At 64.2% G+C, this 19,606-nt stretch carries 17 protein-coding genes; 5 read left to right on the top strand and 12 right to left on the bottom strand.

All coding sequences use genetic code 11. From position 1 onward, the window contains the following. Positions 1-17: 17 nt before the first annotated feature. Positions 18-1,544 carry an acyl-CoA carboxylase subunit beta gene (locus tag HGI46_RS06075; RefSeq protein WP_168903519.1) on the bottom strand — a complete coding sequence of 509 codons (1,527 nt, stop codon included), beginning with the start codon at positions 1,542-1,544 and terminating at the stop codon, positions 18-20. Between the two features lie 225 nt (positions 1,545-1,769). Here HGI46_RS06075 and HGI46_RS06070 point away from each other — a divergent pair, with 225 nt between their 5' ends. Then, positions 1,770-3,185, top strand: a complete 1,416-nt coding sequence (locus tag HGI46_RS06070; protein ID WP_118073183.1) for a helix-turn-helix transcriptional regulator — start codon at positions 1,770-1,772, stop codon at positions 3,183-3,185. 3 nt (positions 3,186-3,188) lie between these two features. Here the strand turns inward: HGI46_RS06070 and HGI46_RS06065 are convergent, their stop codons facing one another. The 5 genes from HGI46_RS06065 to HGI46_RS06045 all read right to left on the bottom strand — a co-directional run bounded on the left by HGI46_RS06065 (position 3,189) and on the right by HGI46_RS06045 (position 8,364). Beyond that, a complete protein-coding gene (locus HGI46_RS06065) occupies positions 3,189-4,646 on the bottom strand; it encodes a DUF4403 family protein (protein WP_168903518.1) in 1,458 nt (485 codons plus the stop codon). Positions 4,647-4,770: 124 nt separating this feature from the next. Next, on the bottom strand, positions 4,771-5,148 hold the full coding sequence (locus tag HGI46_RS06060; RefSeq protein ID WP_118073182.1) for a VOC family protein: 378 nt from the start codon (positions 5,146-5,148) through the stop codon (positions 4,771-4,773). 82 nt (positions 5,149-5,230) lie between these two features. Further along, on the bottom strand, positions 5,231-6,379 hold the full coding sequence (locus HGI46_RS06055; RefSeq protein WP_240946616.1) for a dipeptidase: 1,149 nt from the start codon (positions 6,377-6,379) through the stop codon (positions 5,231-5,233). Between the two features lie 139 nt (positions 6,380-6,518). Beyond that, positions 6,519-7,844: an MFS transporter gene (locus HGI46_RS06050; RefSeq protein ID WP_168903516.1), complete on the bottom strand. Its 1,326-nt coding sequence runs from the start codon at positions 7,842-7,844 to the stop codon at positions 6,519-6,521. Between the two features lie 46 nt (positions 7,845-7,890). Further along, the gene (locus HGI46_RS06045; RefSeq protein ID WP_168903515.1) at positions 7,891-8,364 is read right to left on the bottom strand and encodes a MarR family transcriptional regulator; all 474 of its coding nucleotides are present in this window, start codon (positions 8,362-8,364) and stop codon (positions 7,891-7,893) included. A gap of 83 nt (positions 8,365-8,447) precedes the next feature. Here HGI46_RS06045 and HGI46_RS06040 point away from each other — a divergent pair, with 83 nt between their 5' ends. Continuing rightward, entirely contained in the window at positions 8,448-9,932 is a 1,485-nt protein-coding gene (locus HGI46_RS06040; RefSeq protein WP_168903514.1) for a carotenoid oxygenase family protein, read from the top strand. Then, positions 9,929-10,402, top strand: coding sequence for a DUF3237 domain-containing protein (locus HGI46_RS06035; RefSeq protein ID WP_168903513.1), 474 nt, complete (start codon positions 9,929-9,931; stop codon positions 10,400-10,402). Before HGI46_RS06040 ends, HGI46_RS06035 begins: the two co-directional genes overlap by 4 nt. A gap of 4 nt (positions 10,403-10,406) precedes the next feature. On the opposite strand, the gene HGI46_RS06030 is transcribed toward HGI46_RS06035, so the two are convergent. The 6 genes from HGI46_RS06030 to HGI46_RS06005 form a co-directional block, all read right to left on the bottom strand. Further along, the gene (locus tag HGI46_RS06030) at positions 10,407-11,990 is read right to left on the bottom strand and encodes an MFS transporter (RefSeq protein ID WP_168903512.1); all 1,584 of its coding nucleotides are present in this window, start codon (positions 11,988-11,990) and stop codon (positions 10,407-10,409) included. 22 nt (positions 11,991-12,012) lie between these two features. Further along, positions 12,013-13,068, bottom strand: coding sequence for an amidohydrolase family protein (locus HGI46_RS06025; RefSeq protein ID WP_168903511.1), 1,056 nt, complete (start codon positions 13,066-13,068; stop codon positions 12,013-12,015). Between the two features lie 37 nt (positions 13,069-13,105). After that, positions 13,106-13,780 carry a DUF2490 domain-containing protein gene (locus HGI46_RS06020; RefSeq protein WP_168903510.1) on the bottom strand — a complete coding sequence of 225 codons (675 nt, stop codon included), beginning with the start codon at positions 13,778-13,780 and terminating at the stop codon, positions 13,106-13,108. Positions 13,781-13,868: 88 nt separating this feature from the next. Continuing rightward, positions 13,869-15,299, bottom strand: coding sequence for an NAD-dependent succinate-semialdehyde dehydrogenase (locus HGI46_RS06015; RefSeq protein ID WP_168903509.1), 1,431 nt, complete (start codon positions 15,297-15,299; stop codon positions 13,869-13,871). 58 nt (positions 15,300-15,357) lie between these two features. Continuing rightward, the gene (locus HGI46_RS06010) at positions 15,358-16,098 is read right to left on the bottom strand and encodes a nuclear transport factor 2 family protein (protein WP_168903508.1); all 741 of its coding nucleotides are present in this window, start codon (positions 16,096-16,098) and stop codon (positions 15,358-15,360) included. 72 nt (positions 16,099-16,170) lie between these two features. After that, entirely contained in the window at positions 16,171-17,562 is a 1,392-nt protein-coding gene (locus HGI46_RS06005; protein WP_168903507.1) for an MFS transporter, read from the bottom strand. 160 nt (positions 17,563-17,722) lie between these two features. Here HGI46_RS06005 and HGI46_RS06000 point away from each other — a divergent pair, with 160 nt between their 5' ends. Both HGI46_RS06000 and HGI46_RS05995 read left to right on the top strand, forming a co-directional pair. Continuing rightward, positions 17,723-18,643, top strand: a complete 921-nt coding sequence (locus HGI46_RS06000) for an SDR family NAD(P)-dependent oxidoreductase (protein ID WP_168903506.1) — start codon at positions 17,723-17,725, stop codon at positions 18,641-18,643. Beyond that, the gene (locus HGI46_RS05995) at positions 18,640-19,560 is read left to right on the top strand and encodes an SDR family NAD(P)-dependent oxidoreductase (RefSeq protein ID WP_168903505.1); all 921 of its coding nucleotides are present in this window, start codon (positions 18,640-18,642) and stop codon (positions 19,558-19,560) included. The genes HGI46_RS06000 and HGI46_RS05995 overlap by 4 nt, the downstream gene beginning before the upstream one ends. Positions 19,561-19,606 lie beyond the last annotated feature (46 nt).

Here is a 19,606-nt window from a genome sequence, read left to right as displayed (position 1 = left end):
CAAAGTCTTGGGTCAGGTCACAGCGGAATGTTGTCGTGCTTCTTCCACGGGTTCTCGAGGCTCTTGTTCTTGAGCTTCCTGAGGCCCAGCGCCACGCGGCGGCGCGTCGAGTGAGGGTGGATCACCTCGTCGATGAAGCCCTTGCTTGCCGCCACGAACGGGTTGGCGAAGCGGTCCTCGTATTCCTTCGTCTTGACCGCCTGCTCTTCGGCAGAGAGGCCGCGGAAGATGATCTCGACCGCGCCCTTGGCGCCCATCACCGCGATTTCGGCGGTCGGCCAGGCGTAGTTCAAGTCACCGCGCAGATGCTTCGAGGCCATCACGTCATAGGCGCCGCCATAGGCCTTGCGGGTGATCACGGTGATCTTGGGCACGGTTGCCTCGGCATAGGCGAACAGCAGCTTGGCGCCGTGCTTGATGATGCCGTTGTGCTCCTGCGCGGTGCCGGGGAGGAAGCCCGGAACGTCGACGAAGGTCACGATCGGAATGTTGAACGCATCGCAGAAGCGCACGAACCGCGCCGCCTTCTTCGACGAGTTGATGTCGAGCACGCCGGCCAGCACCATCGGCTGGTTGGCGACCACGCCCACGGTGCGGCCTTCGACGCGCCCGAAGCCGCAGATGATGTTGGCCGCATGCTTGGGCTGGATTTCGAAGAACTCGCCCTCGTCCACCGTCTTGCGAATGACTTCGTGCATGTCATAGGGCTGCGTCGCCGAAGCCGGGACGATCGTGTCGAGGCTCGGCTCGAGACGGTCATAGGGGTCGGATGTCGGCCGCTCGGGCACATCCTGGCGGTTAGACAACGGCAGGTAATCGAAGAAGTCGCGCGCGGCGAGCAGCGCCTCGATATCGTTCTCCAGCGCAAGGTCGGCAACCGAAGTCTTGGTCGTATGCGTCACCGCGCCGCCCAGCTCTTCCTGCGTCACAACCTCGTTGGTCACCGTCTTCACCACGTCCGGGCCGGTGACAAACATGTAGGAGCTGTCCTTCACCATGAAGATGAAGTCGGTCATCGCCGGCGAGTAGACCGCGCCGCCCGCGCAAGGCCCCATGATCAGCGAAAGCTGCGGCACCACGCCCGATGCCAGCACGTTGCGCTGGAACACTTCGGCATAGCCGCCAAGCGACGCCACGCCTTCCTGAATGCGTGCGCCGCCCGAATCGTTGAGGCCGATCACCGGCGCGCCAACCTTCAGCGCCATGTCCATGATTTTGCAGATCTTCTGCGCGTGACGTTCCGACAGCGATCCGCCGAACACGGTGAAGTCCTGGCTGAACACATAGACCAGACGGCCGTTGATCGTGCCCGAACCGGTGACGACGCCATCGCCGGGGATGACCGTATCGGGCATGCCGAAGTCGACGCAGTTGTGCTCGACGTACATGTCCACTTCCTCGAAGCTGCCTTCGTCGAGCAGCACTTCAAGGCGTTCACGCGCGGTCAGCTTGCCCTTGGCGTGCTGCGCATCGATGCGCTTCTGCCCGCCACCCAGCCGCGCGGCTTCCCGGCGCTTTTCCATTTCGGCGATATTGGCGGACATGCGTGGCATCCCTTCTTCTGACTGGCGGACCGTTTTCTGCTGCGACTCCGGCCAGCTCCTCCTCCCCGAGGTGCCACGCCAGAGCCGCGCCCGCGCCCTGCCAGAACGACACTGGGCGCGGATCGGCGTTCCAACTGCGCCACGCCGCTTGCCAAGTCCAATGTTATTCTGCAAACTTGCGAAGGGCCACTTTGCAAAACTGGCCGGAGTTGGGGGACGGTATAAATGGCGCGACGCCGCTTGTTTGCAGGCGAACAGCTCAAGGCCTTGCGCATCACGCGCAAGCTGCGTCAGGGCGAGATGGCATCGCTTCTGGGCATCAGCGCCTCGTATCTCTCGCAGATCGAGAATGACGAGCGCCCACTCACCCCTGCGCTGACCGACCGGTTGCAGCAAAGCTTCCCGGTCGAATGGCAGGACTTCGCCGCGGACCGGGTCGAACCCGTGCTTTCCGCGCTGCGCGATGCCACGGCCGATCCGATGCTCGGTCAGATGCTTCCCGGCGATCAGGTCGAGCGCGTGGCCGAGCAATATCCCGCATTTGCTCACGCCTTTGCGCAGTTGTGGGACCAGCATCGCCGCTCGGTCCAGCGCCTCGAAGCCATCGACGAAGCCTTGGGTTCGGACAGCATTTCCGGCGGCCGCCTGCCGTGGGAGGAAGTGCGCGACTGGTTCCACCACGCCAACAACTACGTCGACAGCATCGACCGCGCCGCCGAACGACTCGCCGTGCGCCTGTCCGGCACCGGCATGACGCCAACCTCGGCGCAGATGGCGATCTGGCTTGAAAGCCGTGGCATCGCGGTCGAGCAGGTCAGCGGCGGGGCCATGCGCCGCTTCGATCCAGAGGCACGGCGGCTGACGATCGACCCCAACCAACCCATTGAATCCGCTCGCTTCCAGATCGCCTACCAGCTTGCCGCCGAAGCCCTGCGCGAGGAGATCAGCGCGATTGTCGGTGAGGCAACGCTGCAGTCCGACGCCGCGCGCCAGCTGCTGACGGTGGGCCTCGGCAACTATGCGGCGGGCGCGCTGATCATGCCCTACGAGTGGTTCCGCACCCGCGCCCGTGCGCTGCGCCACGATATCGACCAGTTGCGTCTGACCTTCGGCGCCAGCTTCGAACAGGTCTGCCACCGCCTCTCGACGCTGCAACGCCCGCAGGCACGCGGCATTCCGATGTTCTTCTGCCGCGTCGACATGGCCGGCAACATCACCAAGCGCCACTCCGCCACGCGCCTGCAGTTCGCCCGCTTCGGCGGCGCCTGTCCGCTATGGGTGGTGCACGAAGCCGTGGCGATCCCCGACCGCATCCACGTCCAGGCCGCCGAAATGCCCGATGGCGTGCGCTATGTCTCGATTGCCAAGGGGCTGGTGAAGCCTTCGGGCAGCTACTACCGCACACCCCGCCGCTATGCCGTGGCGCTGGGTTGCGAAGCCGCTTTGGCTGACGAATTCATCTATGCCGACGGCATCAACCTCGCCCGGCCCGAGGCGGTCACCCGGATCGGCATCTCCTGCCGCATCTGCCCGCGCGACAAGTGCGATCAGCGCGCCTTCCCGCCCAGCGACCGCGCCATCGTCGTCGATCCGCACGAACGCGATCTGGTGCCCTATGGGATCACAGACTTCACGCCATGATGGTCAGTTCACCACGCGCACAGTCGCCGTGCCGGTAGCCCAGACCGGCAGGTAAAGCCCCTGCCCCGCCGCCTGCAATTGTCCGGATCGCGTGCGCAGCAGGTCCGCCTCGACAATGAAATCGCCCTCGCGCTTGACCTCTATCGCGCGGTCGACCTTGCCGAGCAACTTGGCATAGTCGCGCTCGAAATCCTGGGTCAGCGACGAGGCCACGTACTGCGCCACGCCCGGCGCATTGATCAGGTCGATGATCAGATCGCCGCCGGTCATGTCGGTCGTGCCGCTGACGCTCAGGTCCTCGAAGCCGACACGGCGGGAGTTCTTCGCATTCACCGGCTTTCCGGTGAGCCACACCGTGCCGCTGGCAGTCTCCCCACCCGCCTGAGGACGGGCGGAAAAGTTGATACCGACCGCGATCTTGCCACCCTTGGTGCCATAGATCTCCACCGCCTTGAACTGCGCCATGACCGGGCCCACGCCAGGCACGTCGAACGGCTGTGCCGACCGCTTCGTCAGCGCCTTCATCAGCACCGGCTCCAGTTCGCGATAGTCGGCAAAGACCGGGAGGAAGAATTCGAGCTTGCCCGCGCTCTGCTCCAGCCGCTTCATGTTCGGCAAGGGAGCGGACTTGGGATCAGCCGGTCGTTGGCCGACGAAGGTCTCGGTCAAGGCTTGGAGGCCCAGCCGCAACCGCAGCTTGCCACCAACCACCTGATAGCCGCCATAGCGCAATTCACGCGGAGTAATGCGCATCCACACCGGCGGGTTTTCACGGTTCAGCGAAACCGTGGTGAAAGCATCGGCCCAGGCCTTGGCCACCGCTTCGCGCAAGTGCAGCTTGCCCAGTTCTCCCGGCAGATCGCGTTCGAGCTTGGCAATGACCGGCCGCAGTTTCTCATCCGCCTTGTCGGCAATGTCGATGCGCTGCCCCATGAAATCGACGTGGGGTGCGTCGGTCCAGTCATAGCTGATGTCCACCCTGCCGCGCGGAGTCCAGTCAGGCGCGATGTCGAGCCGCACAACGGCATGGGCCATGGCATCGGCAGTTGCGGATTCGTCGATCAGCCCGGCGACGTTTTCGGCGCGGATCTTGGCATGGAGCGGCATCGCGATGCGGATGTCGCGGCCTGATCCTTCCAGCCGCAGGCTCCCGCGTGTGACCGCGCCGATGATGCGGCACTTCAGCTTTGGCGTCTTGATCGTGGCGATGCCGATGTCCAGGCCCTTGCTCTTGACGCAGGTCTGGCCCGGCTTGTCGATCGTCCACAACTGCTGGGGAATCCCGCGTTCCAGCACGCGAGACAGGTCGGCCAGATCGGCCTCTACCGGGACCGTGATCAGCGACGGCGCAGGCTCGACCTCGATCGCGTCGGACGTGCGGACGGGCTTGCCGCCCCCGCCTGCGCCATTGCAGCCGGACAAGGCGAGGAGGATTGCGAGGGGAGCGAGGAGGCGGTGCATGTCGCCCTCAACGCTGGATGCGGCCAAATGGTGCCCCGGCGCGGCGAGCCGACAGCCCAAGAAAACAGGACAGGAGCGCCAAGCCCCTGCCCTGCCACAATTTTAATCGTCGGATCGAACGGAATCAGGCGTTCGGATTGGGCGCGAAAGCGCAGATCTTGTTGCCATCGGGATCGCGCAGGTAAGCTCCGTACTGCTTGCCCGGCGAATTTTCGCGCACGCCCGGCTGCCCTTCGCAGGTGCCGCCGTTGGCAAGTCCGGCGGCGTGCCAGGCATCGACCACCGAGGAGTCAGCCGCCTTGAAGCCGAGGGTGTAGCCGTTCGAGACGGTGTGCGCTTCGCCGTTGCCGGGCTTGGCCACGATCAGCGAGCCGTTGGGCGAAGGGAACAGCGTGCCGTGCGGCAGTTCCACCGCATTGTGGCCGAGCGTCTGCATCACCGCGCTGTAGAATTTGCGCGATTTTTCAATGTCGTTGGTGCCGAGGAAAGTGTGGGTGAACAAGGTGGTCTCTCCGTCCAGATTGTTATTGAACCAAACTATCTTGCCGTGATCCTGTCACTGCGTCGAGAGCGAAAATGAAACGTCAGAACGTTGTCGGGCTTTCGAGCGGCGGGTCGGCGCGGTGCGCGGCGGCATAGATTTCAGCCGCCTTCATCACGCGCAACATGTTGCCGCTGCTCAGTTTTGCAAGGTTCGCCTGCGACCATCCGCGCTGCTTCAACTCGGCGAAGAGCGCGGGATAGGTCGAGACGTCCTCCAAGCCCTGGACCGTGGCTTCGACACCATCGAGGTCTCCGCCGAGGCCGACGTGGTCGGCGCCGATCAGTTTCGCAATGTGATCAATGTGATCGGCGACATCTTTGATGCTGCCGCGCGGCATCGGGTTGGCCTTGTCCCATGCTTCGATCGCGGCCTTCTCGGCATCGGGATCGCCGCGGTTAAGTGCCTTGGCGCGAGCCACTTCGGCATCGCGCGACGCGCTCCATTGTCGTGCCGCTTCAACGACATAGGGCGGGTAGAAGTTGACCATGACAATCCCGCCCGCTGCGCCGATGGCCTTCAGCGTCTCGTCCGATATATTGCGGGCGTGTTGGTTGATCGCGCGGGCGTTGGAGTGGCTTACGATCGGCGGCGGACCACCCAGCGCGAGCACGTCGCGCATCGTCGCCTCGCTCACGTGGGCGAGATCGACCAGCATGCCAAGCCGTTGCATTTCCTTGACAACTTTGACACCGAACGGCGTCAGACCATCGTGCGCCGGGGCGTCGGTGGCGCTGTCGGCCCAGGCGTTGTTCCTGAAGTGGGTCAGCGTCATGTAGCGCGCGCCGAGGGCATACATCTGGCGCAGCACGCCCAAGGAACCACCGATGGAATGGCCCCCTTCCATGCCGAGAAGCGAGGCTATCTTCCTTGATTTCCACGCTTTTTCGACGCAAGCGGTGTCGGTGCAGAACTGCATTTCGGCCGGATGCCGCGCGATCAGGCGCTTCATCACGTCGATCTGTTCGAGTGTTGCCTGCACTGCCTGCGGTTCAGACAGATCGGCCGAGACATAGACTGACCAGAACTGCGCGCCGACGTTTCCGGCGCGCATTCCGGGCAGGTCGGTCATCATGCCCGACGCACGGGAGTCATTGAAATCAAAGCCTTCCAGCACGTCCTTGCGGCGTTCGCGGAGCTGTTCGGGTACGTCGTTGTGGCCGTCCCAGACCAGCGGAGAGGCAGTTTCCAACTCTCGCGAACTCTGGGGGGACTCTGCGGCAACTCCCCCGCAACTCCCCCCTAACAGGGCCAGACAAACAAGGGGCAAAACGAGGCTTCTGGTCACGCGCATTTCACCCTTCCCGATAACGGCGTATGATGAAGCGATCCTACTCGGCCACCACGTCGTCGCCATCACGCTCGGGCAGCATCAGGAACAGCACAAGGCTGACAATCGAGCCCATCGCCATGATGACAGACACCGTCAACAGCTGGTCATCCCCCAGCCAGCCGAACAGGGTGCCCGCCAGCAGCGGACTTCCCGCAGCGCCCAGCCGCCCCACGCCCAGCGCGAAACCTGTGCCGGTGGCCCGCGCATAAGCCGGGAAGCCGCGCGCGAAGGCGGCATAATAGCCGCTGATCGCCGCATTGGTGAAGAAGCCGGCGATCATCGTCGCCATTTGCCAAGCGCTCAACGTATCACGACCGGTGCCGAACCAAGCCACCAGCATCGCGCCGATCAGCAGCATCAGCGCGGTTGGCCACCTGACTCCCAGCCGTGCCATCACGAAGCCGAAGAGCGCGCTGCCGAGGAACCCGCCGATGTTGGCATATGTCAGCACCGTGGCCGCCTGCGCCGGCGGATAGCCCGGCGGATAATCGGACACGATCTGCACGCCGAACTTCAGGATGTAATAGAAGGTGATGCAGTGGAATGTGTAGCCGAACGCCAGCAGCAGGGTGACCGGGCGCAGTCTGGGGTTTGACAGGATATCGGTGACGCGCGGCTTGGCGGCGCCCGGCACGATCACTGGCAGATCGCTGACGGCAGGCTTGCCGAAAGCGGCGAGCGTGCGGTTCACGCCCGCGAGATTGCGCTTCGTCACCAGATAGGCCGCCGTTTCCGGCACCAGCACCAGAATGATGGGGATCAGAACTGCGGTTACCACCGCACCAAACACGAAGACCGCGTGCCAGCTGTAAGTGGGCAGCAGCCATTCCGACGCCGCAATTCCGCCGATGATCGCGCCCAGCGGATAGCCCGCCACGTAGACCGCGATGGCGATGGAGCGCCAGCGGCTGTTGGTGCTTTCGGCAACCACCGCGTTGGTGGTCGTGAGCATCCCGCCGATGCCGATGCCAGTGAGGAACCGGTAAGCGACCATCGGCTGAACCGACGCCGCAATGCTTGCCAGGTACATGCCGATCGCCATCAGCACGAGGCAGACCAGCATGGTGGATTTGCGGCCATAGCGGTCTGCCGCGCCGCCCAGCAGCACCGAACCGAAGCCCATGCCGAGCAGTTCGGCCGAAAGCACCACGCCCAGCGCCGGGCGGGCAATGCCCCACTCGGCGGTGATCCCCGGCGCGGCAAAGGCGCTCGACAATACGTCAAACCCGTCGAGCGCGTTCAACAGCACCATCAGGACCACCACGATCCACTGGCGAACGCCCATCGGCGTCTGCTCGATCACCTCGCGCGGGGTTTGTGACATGCGGCCCGATTCCTCTCCAAAAACACTTATTGCTATCTGTTATAACTTATTCGTGGATTCTGGAAAGCAGTTCGATGAGCTGCCGCACTTCCTTGTCGGAAAAGCGGCTTTTCACCCAGGCCTCGTGCTCGCCAATGGCCTGCTTGGCACGGCCCAGCATCTCGATGCCATCGGGTTCGAGGAACAGCGCCTGCTTGCGCCCGTCCTTGGGTGAGCGGTCGCGCCGCAGGAAGTGCTTGGCCTGAAGGCGGTTGATGATGGCCATGGTGGTGGCACGGTCCATGCGCAGGCGCTGCGCCAGATCGGTCTGCGCGATGCCGGGGTGATCATCGACCAGCCAGAGCACCGAGACCTGCTTCTGCGTGAGATCGAGATCAGTGAAGGTTTCTGTGAAATGCCTGAGGCACGCGCCGTGGGCGAGACGGATGTGGAAGCCGAGAATATCGTTGATCGCGCCGACGTCGTCCTCGTCGGTGTGGCCGACGGGTGCGATGGCGTCGGCGAATTTGTCCTTGATCAATGCCCTTCCCCCAACAAACGCGGCCCCAACGAATGCGCTTGTCTAATTGTTAGCATTACATACAATATCGCTAGGAGGATGCCATGGCTCAATTTCCGAACACCCCCAGCTTCACGGGATTCAACACGCCATCGCGGATCGAGGCGGATATCGCCGATCTGGCCCACGAAGGCACGATTCCGCAAGGGTTAAACGGCGCATTCTATCGCGTCCAGCCCGACCCGCAGTTTCCCCCACGCCTTGCCGATGACATCGCCTTCAACGGCGATGGCATGATCACCCGCTTCCATATCCATGATGGCCAGGTGGACTTCCGCCAGCGCTGGGCGAAAACCGACAAGTGGAAGCTGGAAAATGCGGCCGGAAAGGCCTTGTTCGGCGCCTATCGCAATCCGCTGACCGACGACGAGGCGGTGAAGGGCGAGATCCGTTCGACCGCCAACACCAACGCCTTCATCTTCGGCGGCAAGCTGTGGGCGATGAAGGAGGACTCCCCTGCCCTCGTCATGGACCCGGCGACGATGGAGACGTTCGGGTTCGAGAAGTTCGGCGGGAAGATGACCGGCCAGACTTTCACTGCCCATCCCAAGGTGGACCCCGTGACCGGCAACATGGTTGCTATCGGCTATGCGGCATCCGGCCTGTGCACCGACGATGTGACCTACATGGAAGTGAGCCCCACCGGCGAGCTGATCCGCGAGGTGTGGTTCAAGGTGCCCTACTACTGCATGATGCACGATTTCGGCATCACCGAGGATTACCTGGTGCTGCACATCGTGCCCTCGATCGGCAGCTGGGAGCGGCTGGAAAAGGGCATGCCGCACTTCGGCTTCGACACGACCAAGCCGGTGCACCTTGGTATCATTCCCCGCCGCGACGACGTGCGGCAGGAAGACATCCGCTGGTTCACCCGCGACAACTGCTTTGCCAGCCACGTGCTCAACGCCTGGCAGGAAGGGACGAAAGTTCATTTCGTGACCTGCGAGGCGAAGAACAACATGTTCCCGTTCTTCCCGGACGTCCACGGCGCGCCGTTCAACGGCATGGAAGCGATGAGCTACCCGACCGACTGGGTTGTCGACATGGCGAGCAACGGCGACGACTTTGCCGAGATCGTGAAACTTTCGGACACGGCTGCCGAGTTTCCGCGCATCGACGACCGTTTCGCCGGGCGCAAGACGCGCCACGGCTGGTTCCTCGAGATGGACATGAAGAGGCCGGTCGAGCTTCGGGGCGGCAGTGCCGGCGGGTTGCTGATGAACTGCCTGTTCCACAAGGACTTCGAGACCGGGCGCGAACAGCACTGGTGGTGCGGGCCGGTCTCCAGCCTGCAGGAGCCATGTTTCGTGCCGCGTTCGAAGGATGCGCCCGAAGGCGACGGCTGGATCGTGCAGGTGTGTAACCGTCTGGAGGACCAGCGCAGCGACCTGCTGATCTTCGACGCGCTGGAGATCGAGAAAGGTCCGGTGGCCACGGTACACATCCCGATCCGCCTGCGTTTTGGCCTGCATGGCAACTGGGCGAATGCGGACGAGATCGGGCTGGTCGAGAAGGAGATGGCGGCGTGATTCAGCCCAGAATCCAACCAGGCCTGGAGTTCGTCTACGAGGCGACCGGCGATCTCGAGCCGCCAGTGCCCATCGGCGAAACCTATGACGGGACGCGACGGATCATTCCGATTGTTGGCGGCGGGCGCGTGGAAGGCCCGCTGATCAAGGGTAAGCTGATCGGCAATGCGGCCGACTGGCAGGTGACGCGGCCGGACGGGGTGACCGTGGCCGATGCGATCTATGCGCTTGAAACCGATGACGGGGTGGTGATCCAGATCCGCAATCGCGGGCTGCGGCATGGCCCCCCAGAGGTGATGCAGCGACTGGCCTCGGGGCAGGACGTGGACCCGGCGGAGTATTACTTCCGCACCGTGCCCGAGTTCATCGCGCCCAAGGGGAAGTACGACTGGATGAACCGGTCGATCTTTGTCTGTTCGGGCGCGCGGTATCCCTTGGGGATCAAGCTTTGGGTGTGGCGGGTGACCTGATCGGTCACCCTTCCGCTCTCTCCAAAAGCGCCCCTTCATCCCGCTGTGCGCGGCGAGCGATGAACAGCATCAGGACCGCGATCGGGATCGCGACCGCATTGATCGAGAGCATCGCGGTGCGCAAGGAGCCGGTGGCGTCGGACAGGAGGCCGACGACGTAGGGGCCGATGCCCATGCCGAGGATCGTCATGACCAGCAGGTAGAGGCTGGAGGTGAGTCCCCGCATGCGCGGCAGGACCTGATCGTACATGATCGCGTAGAGCGGCGGCATCCAGCCGGTGAGGATGAAGCTGTAGATCAGGAAGCGGGCGTAGAAGCTGCCGGGATCGGCGGCGTAGTAGACCCAGAATGACATGACCGGCGAGACGGCCATCGCGAAGAGTGCGACCCAGGCGCGGCCGGCGCCGGGGAAGCGCTGGTTCAGCCAGTCTGACAGGGGTCCCCATGCCAGCGGGCCGATGATGCCCATGGCCGCCGACAGCAGTCCGAACTGCAGCGCGGTTTCCTGCATGGTCAGGCCATAAGTGCGGATCAGGAAGCTGGGGTTGAACGCCATCATCCCGTAGTTGATCACCGACTGCAGCGTGCCGACGGCAATGCACATCATCACCGTGGGTGAGCGCGAGATGACGCGGAAGGCCTGGGCATCGCCCAGCTTCATGCCCTGCATCAGGTTGACGATGACGAAGACACCGAGGCCGATCACGCTCCACTGCAGGGCATGCGGGTTGATGGCGATGCTGCCCAGCAGCATCGGCGGCTTGGGACTGATCGCGTTGCTGAGCAGGGTTAGCGCAAAGGCGGCAACGGCGATCAGCGCCAGGGCCAGAAGATTGCCGCGTATCATCGCCGGGCTGGCGCCCCTGCCCTTCATGCCGATCCAGTGGAAGCCCGGCGTGACCGAGCCGAGCAATGCGATGCTTCGCGCGAAGGGGTGGGCCTCGGGCGCGGTCTCGATGCCGTCCATCTGGCCGCGCGTGGGCTCCTTCAGCGTCCACAGGAAGGCGGCGAGCACGAAGCCGGGCGCGGCGGCGACGAGGAAGGCGAATTGCCAGCCCTTGAGGCCGCCGGCCGCGTGGTTCGCGTCCCACCAGTGCGCGGCGACGCCGCCAAGGATCAGCGAACCACCAAGGCCGAGAGCAATGGCGGAGGCCATGACCGACATGACGAAGCCGCGGCGGTGCTTGGGCCAGAAGTCATAGACCAGCGAGGTCCCGGCAGGCTGCGTCGCGGCCTCGCCGATGCCGACGCCGAGGCGCGAGAGGGCGAGCATTGCGAAGCTCGACGCGAATCCGGCAAGCCCGGTGGCGGCAGACCAGAACAGCAGGCTGATCGCCAGCAGGCGAGTGCGGATCCAGCCATCGGCCAGACGCCCGACAGGCAGCGAGAACAACGCATAGAACAGCGCGAAGACGGTACCGTAAAGCAGGCCCATCTCGGCATCGCCGATGGCGAGGTCCTTCTTGATCGCAGGTGCGAGGATGGCGAGGATCTGCCGGTCGAGCAGGCTCATCGCGTTGGTCAGCGCGACGAGGACAAGCGCGTACCATGCGCCTGGGGCCAGAGTGCGGCGCGGTTCCATGGTCATCGGCTCTCCCTCCCGGCGCGGGTCAAAGCTTGAACCACTTCTCCGCATTCGTCTGGAAGAACTTCTTCTTGGTTTCAGCGCTCATGTCCATGGCGTCCATGTCGCGAACTTCCTGCGCGACGTACTGGTAGGGGTAGTCCATCGCGTACATCACGCGGTCCTCGCCCATGACCTGCTGGCAGAACTTGATCGCCGGCTCCCACGCCACGCCCGAATTGGTGACGAGGACGTTGGACTGGAGATAGCCCGCGATGGTCTTCTTGAGCGGCTTCATGCGCTCGTAACGCTGCGAGCGGACGCCGGCCTGATGCATGTAGTCGAGGCGGTAGAGCCAGTAGGGCAGCGCCTCGCCCATGTGGCCGACCATGATCTGCAAGCTCGGGTACTTGTCGAAGATGCCGATGGTGATGAGGCGCAGCAGGTGCATGCCGGTCTCGACGCCGAAGCCGAAGATCGCGCCGTCCAGCCCGGCATCGAGCATCGGGCCGATCATCGAATCCGGCGAAGTGGCGGGGTGGATGTAGAGCGGCTGGTCAACCTCGACGAGGGCGCGGAAGATCGGGTCGAATAACGCCTCGTCGAGATAGCGCCCTTGCGTGTGGCTGTTGATCTGGATGCCCTTGAAGCCGAGTTCCTTGGCGCCGCGATGAATCTCGCGCGCCGACCATTCCGGGTCCTGCGGGGCGACGGTGCCCATGCCGATGTAGCGGGTGGGGTGCTTTTCGCAGGCATCGGCGAGCGTGTCGTTGGCGCGGGTGGCGAGCGTCTTGGCCTCTTCGATATCCAGCAGCGGCTGTACGCCTGGCGAGGTCAGGGCGAGAATCGCCTTGTCGATGCCGGTGGCGTCCATGTCGGCGATGCGGCGGTCGCCGAGATCGAGCAAGCGCTCGAGAATCTGCGTGGCGCGCTCCGACGGGGACTGCGCGTAGAAGCCCCAGAGCGAGACCATGCCGCGGTCCGCCGTGCCGTCGCGGATCATGCGCAAGTAGACGTCGATGATCTCGCGCGTGGCGAAGGCTTCCTCGGTGGCGATGCGCAGGTAGCCCTGTTCGCCACCGGTCTTGAGTTCTGTCGTCATGCAGGCTTCCTTCCCGGGGAAGACAGCCTGCGGTCCATCACTTGCGGATGGTGAGCGACAGGCTGCCGATGTGGTTCATGCGATCGGGCACGTTGAAACGGTTGACGTACTGGCCCGAATATCCCGCCTCGATGGCAATGCCCTTGGCGATAGGCACGCCCACCCCGGCAAAGCCGCGCAGCTGGTCGAACCCGGCGCGCTGGCCCCATGAGGTCGTGTCGAAATTGACGAAGGGTTCGGCCCAGACAATGGCGTTGAGGCCCTTGGTCACCGGCGTTTCGACGCGCACCTGCTGACGCAGGCGCCAGCCCATGCCGGAGCGCCCTTCCAGCCAGCGCTGTTCGAGACGGGTGCGAGAGGTAACCGTCGTCTTGCCGGGGCCGCCGACCACGCGAACAAGCGCCTGCTGGAACATGCGGTGCTCGTCGGTCGGCGTGCCGTTCAAGGGTTCGGTGCGGACATAGGCGTAGCCGAGGAACAGCGTATCGCTGGGCGTGATGCGATAGCCGACGGCGGGACGCAGCAGGACCTGCCCCAGCCGGTCCGCTCCATCGGTGAAGCGCAGTTGCACATCGGTGAAGAGCAGAACCTTCTGCCCGACCTCGATCGTCGAGAACTGGGCCAGCCAGACCTGTTCGTCTTCCTGCGCGGCCATGGCCGTGGCGGGGAAGCAGAGGCCGGCGGCGGCCAGCAGGAGACGCGTGCGCCGCATGGGAAACTCCGGGCAAGTGGGGATGACCCTTGCGCGTTAGTGTCGGCACATTGCCCTGATGTTTCCCGATCACGTCAAAGCCCGCCGATCAACCTTCGTGCACGGCCTTGGTGACCATGCAGGCGAGGACGCCTTCGGGGCCGTCTTCGGCGCCGTGGCCCGACCACTTCACGCCGCCGAAGGGAGAGTCCGCGCCGCCGATCATGGTCGAGTTGAGGCCGATCATGCCGCTTTCGATCTCGCGGGTGAGGCGCTTCTGGCGCGAGGCGCTTTCGGTCCAGGCGTAGGCGGCGAGACCGTAGGGCAGGCGGTTGGCTTCGGCGATCATCGCCTCTTCGCCGCTGAACGGGTTGATCAGCGCGACGGGGCCGAACGGCTCCTCGTTCATGATCGCGGCGTCGAGCGGTACTTCGGAGAGGACCGTGGGCGCGTAGAAGTACCCGGCATTGCCGATGCGTTCGCCGCCGGTGTGGAGGCGTGCGCCGCGCGTGATGGCATCGCCGATGAGGCGGTCCATCGCCTCGGGGCGGCGGGCGTTGGCCATCGGGCCCATCTGCGAACCGTCCTCAAGGCCATTGCCGACCTTGATGCGTCCGACGCGCTCGGCAAAGCCATCGCGGAAGCGCTCGAAGACGTTTTCCTCGACGATGAAGCGGGTGGGGCTGACGCAGACCTGGCCTGCGTTGCGGTACTTGGACGCGGCCATCGTATCGAGGGCCTTGTCCACGTCGGCATCGCCGAAGATCAGGACCGGGCCGTGGCCACCAAGTTCCATCGTGGTGCGCAGCATGTTGTCGGCGGCAAGGCGCATGAGGTGCTTGCCGACGACGGTCGAGCCGGTGAACGACAGCTTGCGGATCACCGGCGAGCCGAGCAGGTGGCGGCTGACTTCATCGGGCACACCGAACACGGCCTGCGCCACTTCCTTGGGCAGGCCAGCGTCGAGCAGGCACTGGAGGACGCCGAGCGCGGAAGCGGGCGTTTCTTCCGCTGCCTTGAGGATGACCGAGCAGCCAGCGGCAATGGGCGCGCCGAGCTTGCGCCCGGGATTGCCGAGCGGGAAGTTCCAGGGAGCGAACGCAGCGACCGGGCCGACCGGTTCGTGGGTGATCGTGCTGCGCTGCCCGGCGGGGCGGACGAGCGTGCGGCCATAGAGGCGGAAGACTTCGCCCGCATAGAAATTGAACAGGCCGACGTTCATCAGGACTTCGATGCGCGCCTCGGGCAGGGTCTTGCCCTCTTCCATAGTGGCGATGCGGGCGAGGTCTTCCTGCCGCTCCAGCATCAGGCGGGCCGCGCCCTGCAGAACGGCGGCGCGCTGCTGCGGCGTGCTGTCACGCCAGATGCGGAAACCCTTGGCGGCGACTTCCAGCGCGCGATCGAGATCGGCGGCTTCGGCCAGCGGCAGTTCGCCGATGGTTTCGCCAGTGGCGGGGTTGACGACGGTGTGGGTGCGGCGGCCTTCGCCCTGCACGCGCTGGCCATCGATGATCATGTGGAGCGAAGGATACTGGGTCATGTCTGTTCCATGGTTTGCGGGCAGGAGCCGGGAGGAAGGGGCCCCTGCCCGCAAGCTTTTACGCCCGCGCGTTCTCGCGGTCGATGTCGCCCTGCCAACGCTGTGCGACCATTTCCTCACCCGTGACAGGGTGCTTCATGTGGAAGGCGTTGAGCTTGTGCGTGGGCCACAGCCAGTGGTCCTCGATCAGCTCGTCCGGGCCGGTCGGGTCTTCGGGGTAGGTCACCTTGGGGAACGGCACGTATTCGTGCGGGGTGTTGGCCCAGCCATGTTCGAAATCGGCGTGCCAGATCGGCATGTAATTGAGGATATGCATCCGCCACACGCCGTCCACCTTCTTGTAGGTGTTCTCGTAGATGCCGCCTTCCCACCACTGGCGCGACTTGAGATGCGGGGCATCGCCTTCGTAGTCCTTGTGGCGACCGGCCTGCATCATCGAGCGGGCGCGGCCCAGTGCGGTGACGCCATCGGGCTGGATGTTGATGATGTCCTGCAACTGCGGGTGATCAAGCAGGAAGCCGTCAATCGGGCCGTTGTTGCCATAGGTGAAGCGCTTCTGGAAGCGTTCGACATAGAGGCGGCGGACGCCCTCCTTGCCCTTCCACACGCCGCCGAAGAAGCGCACCTCGCCATCGTCGGTGAACAGGTCCACCGTCTCGTTATACATGCACTTGTCGATCAGGTAGCCGTAGAGGTGCTGCAGCTTGCGGATGTCCAGTTCGTCCTCGCGCACCGTCAGGCGCTTTTCGAGATCGGCAAGGCGGCTTTCGAGCGCGGCAATCTGGCTATTATCGGACACGTCCAACTCCCTTATGTTTTGGCATCTATTTTGTAAGTCTTACTAACAATCTGACGGGCTGTGCGAGTCCTGTCAACGCCCCATTGCCTCAAGCCTTTCAACTTCTTCGCGATAGGGACGGATGGCCTTGAACATCAGGAACGTGGCAAGCGGCATGAGCACGCTGGCGGTGATCAGTAGGGCCTTCCACAGCTGGGCGGGATCGCCGATCAGACCGTCCTGCACCTTGCCGACGACGTAGCTGCCCATCGCGCCGAAGAAGGTGAACATGAACAGGTAGAAGGCGGTGACCTGCCCGCGCATGTCGTTGGGGGCGACGCGCTGCACGGCAGCGTTCTGCGGCACGGCGCCCGCAATGCCGAACATGCCCGAAAGGCCGAACATGATCAGCGATCCCCAGGCCGTGGGCATCAGGATGGCGGTGATCGTGCAGACGGTAACCCCGGCAGCGCAGCAGGTGGCGGCGCGGACGTTGGCGTCCTTGTAGCGCTTGGCCAGCCATTCGACGAACAGCCCCCCGAGCAGCAGGCCGGAGAGCGAGGCGATCAGTACGGTGACGCCAAGCGCGGCACCGATCTGCCCTTCGTTCCATCCGAAGGTGCGGATCATGAAAGGCACGCGCCAGAACTGCAGGCCGAAGGTCTCGACCGCGCTGAGGGCCAAAGCGCCGAACAGCGGGTAGTAGACGCGGGGCTTGGCGTTGATCGCGCGGAAGGCATCCAGCCCCATGAAGGTCAGGATCTTGCGGCCGAAGGTGGAATTGGCAGGAACGGTCGGCGCATCAGCTGCCGGGGCCATGCGCGGCGGTTCCTTGATCGTGAGGAACAGCAGGCCGACCAGCAGCGAGGGGATACCCATGAAGATCAGGATCCACTGCCAGCCGAGGATCGTCAGCGGGCCGAGGTGGGTTGCCCCCCAGGGCGCGGTCATCATCACCAGCATGCCGCCGATCAGCGGGCCGAGGGTGGTGCCGCCGATGAAGCCGAACTGCAGCAGGGCGAAGGCGCGCGTCAGCTTCTTGGGCGGGAAAGCGTCTGCCAGCAGCGAATAGGATGCAGGCGCGTGGGCGGAGCCGCCAGCGGCGAGGAACACGCGGCTGCCGACGAACTGGCCGAAGCTCTGGGCAAGACCGCCTGCCGAGATGATCACGCCGACCAGCGCGGCCCCTGCCCCCAGCACGTACTTGCGCGGGTAGATGTCAGCGAGGCGCGCCAACGGGATGCCAACGAAGAGGTAGCAGATGATGCTGGCCGGACCCGCAAGGAAGCCCAGTTGCGAATCGGTGAGGCCGAAATCGCGCTTGATCCGCTCGGCCAGCATGCCGAAAGTGATCGCATCGAAGAACGTCAGGAATGTTGCCAGCACGATCACGAACAGCGCCCAGTAAGCCGCGCCTGCCGGATGTTCGGCGCGCTCCTGCCGGACCTCGGCCTCGGGAACTGCCGTGACTGCGACACCTGCCATGTGCTCTCCTCTCTCGCCGCAGCAGCCCTTTCGTGGACCTTTTCGAAGCGGTGATATTGTTAGTCTTGCATACAATTCCGCTCTGGTGAATACACAAGGTGAAAAATGATTCCCCGCCCTCTGCCGAGGGTCGGGGGCGCCAATGGATGGAGAGGATCTGATGCAGAATCTGCCGGGCAAGACAGCATTCGTGACGGGCGGCGCCAGCGGCATCGGCCTCGGCATCGCCAAGGCGCTGCTGGGCGCGGGCATGAACGTGACCATCGCCGACATCCGCCAGGACCATCTCGATTCGGCAGTCGCCGAACTCGATGGCGGTGAGCGCGTGCTGGCGCTGAAGCTGGACGTGACCAATCGCGAGCAGTTCGCAGAGGTGGCCGATGCGGTCGAGGCGAAGTTCGGCAAGATCCACATCCTGGTGAACAATGCAGGCGTTGCCGTGGTCGGGCCGACGGAGCTGGCGACCTTTGCCGACTGGGACTGGGTCATGGGCGTGAACGTCGGTGGCACGATCAACGGCATTGTCACGATGCTGCCGCGTATTCTCGCCCATGGCGAAGGCGGCCACATCGTCTGCACCGCATCGATGAGCGCGCTGGTGCCGGTGGGCATGACCACGATCTATTCGTCGGGCAAGGCGGCAGTCACTTCGATGATGGAGTGCATGCGGCCCGAACTGGAACCGCGCGGCGTGATCTGCAGCGCATTTTGCCCCGGCGCGGTGCAATCGAACATCGCCGATGCCGCCAAGACCCGACCTGCCGATCTGGCCGACACCGGCTATGCCGAGGCGGACAAGCGCCGCGCATCCGGTGGCAATTTCATGCATCTCTACCAGACCAAGGAGCAGGTCGGGCAGCGGGTGCTGGAGGGCATCCTCAATGACGAGCTCTACATCCTCACCCACTCCGAATTCCTGACCGGCGTGGAAGAGCGCGGCCTTGCCACCACTGCCGCCGTGCAGACCCACCTGCCCGAGAACCCGGAATACAAGCAGACCTTCGCCATGCTGTTCCGCAACCCCGCGATCACCGAGGAGATTGCGCGGCAGAACAAGCTGAAGGAGGCTCGCGGCGCATGAAGGATTTTGCAGGACGCACCGCCTTTGTCACCGGGGGCGCGAACGGCGTGGGCATCGGGCTGGTGCGGCAGTTGCTCAATGAAGGCTGCAAGGTCGCCATCGCCGACATCCGGCAGGATTCGATCGACAAGGCGCTGGCCTCGCTCGACAATCGGGAAGTGATGGGTGTCCAGCTCGACGTGGCCAGCCGCGACGGGTTCAAGGCAGCAGCGGACGAGGTCGAGGCGAAGTTCGGCCCGGTATCGATCCTGTGCAACAACGCGGGTGTGAACCTGTTCCAGCCGATCGAGGAAAGCTCCTACGACGACTGGGACTGGGTCATGGGCGTAAACCTCCACGGGGTGATCAACGGCGTGATGACTTTCGTTCCGCGCATGGTGGAACGCGTAAAGGCGGGCGAGCAGAAGGGCGGGCACGTGGTCAACACCGCTTCAATGGCGGCCTTCCTCGCCGCGGGCAGCCCCGGCATCTACAACACCACCAAGTTTGCCGTGCGCGGGCTCTCGGAATCACTGCACTATTCGCTGCTGAAGTACGAGATTGGCGTCTCCGTGCTCTGTCCCGGCCTGGTGAATAGCTACATCTATGCAAGCGATGACGTGCGGCCCGATGCGCTGAAAGGCGCGATGAAGCCGGTCGATCCGAGTGCGGTGGAGCGGCTACAGGGGCTGCACGAATTCGGCATGGGGCCCGACGTGATCGGCGCGCGCGTGATCGAGGCGATGAGGGCCAACCGCCTGCACATCTTCTCGCACCCTGACCACAAGGAAGAAATGCGCGAGATCTTCGACGAGATCATCGCCGAGTATCAGGACTACCCGAAAGACCCCGGCTATGACCGGCGCGTGGCCTTCGAGAAGTTCCGCGCCGACAGCTTTGCCGAAGCGCGGCGGCAATCACGGGCCGCGGATTTCTGAACGCAAACGAAAAGGGCGGAGCCGTCAGGTCCCGCCCTTTCTCGTT

The sequence above is a fragment of the Novosphingobium sp. ERW19 genome, from assembly GCF_012641315.1.
Taxonomy (GTDB): Bacteria; Pseudomonadota; Alphaproteobacteria; order Sphingomonadales; family Sphingomonadaceae; genus Novosphingobium.
The sequence above is the reverse complement of the archived record's forward strand: the minus strand, read 5'-3'. Positions and strand labels throughout refer to the sequence as shown.

Bases quoted from the DNA above. Each gene is read 5' to 3' on its own strand.
- HGI46_RS06075 (WP_168903519.1), bottom strand. From the start codon at position 1,544: ATGTCCGCCAATATCGCCGAAATGGAAAAGCGCCGGGAAGCCGCGCGG.
- HGI46_RS06070 (WP_118073183.1), top strand. From the start codon at position 1,770: ATGGCGCGACGCCGCTTGTTTGCAGGCGAACAGCTCAAGGCCTTGCGC.
- HGI46_RS06065 (WP_168903518.1), bottom strand. From the start codon at position 4,646: ATGCACCGCCTCCTCGCTCCCCTCGCAATCCTCCTCGCCTTGTCCGGC.
- HGI46_RS06050 (WP_168903516.1), bottom strand. From the start codon at position 7,844: ATGTCACAAACCCCGCGCGAGGTGATCGAGCAGACGCCGATGGGCGTT.
- HGI46_RS06040 (WP_168903514.1), top strand. From the start codon at position 8,448: ATGGCTCAATTTCCGAACACCCCCAGCTTCACGGGATTCAACACGCCA.
- HGI46_RS06030 (WP_168903512.1), bottom strand. From the start codon at position 11,990: ATGACCATGGAACCGCGCCGCACTCTGGCCCCAGGCGCATGGTACGCG.
- HGI46_RS06025 (WP_168903511.1), bottom strand. From the start codon at position 13,068: ATGACGACAGAACTCAAGACCGGTGGCGAACAGGGCTACCTGCGCATC.
- HGI46_RS06020 (WP_168903510.1), bottom strand. From the start codon at position 13,780: ATGCGGCGCACGCGTCTCCTGCTGGCCGCCGCCGGCCTCTGCTTCCCC.
- HGI46_RS06015 (WP_168903509.1), bottom strand. From the start codon at position 15,299: ATGACCCAGTATCCTTCGCTCCACATGATCATCGATGGCCAGCGCGTG.
- HGI46_RS06005 (WP_168903507.1), bottom strand. From the start codon at position 17,562: ATGGCAGGTGTCGCAGTCACGGCAGTTCCCGAGGCCGAGGTCCGGCAG.
- HGI46_RS06000 (WP_168903506.1), top strand. From the start codon at position 17,723: ATGCAGAATCTGCCGGGCAAGACAGCATTCGTGACGGGCGGCGCCAGC.
- HGI46_RS05995 (WP_168903505.1), top strand. From the start codon at position 18,640: ATGAAGGATTTTGCAGGACGCACCGCCTTTGTCACCGGGGGCGCGAAC.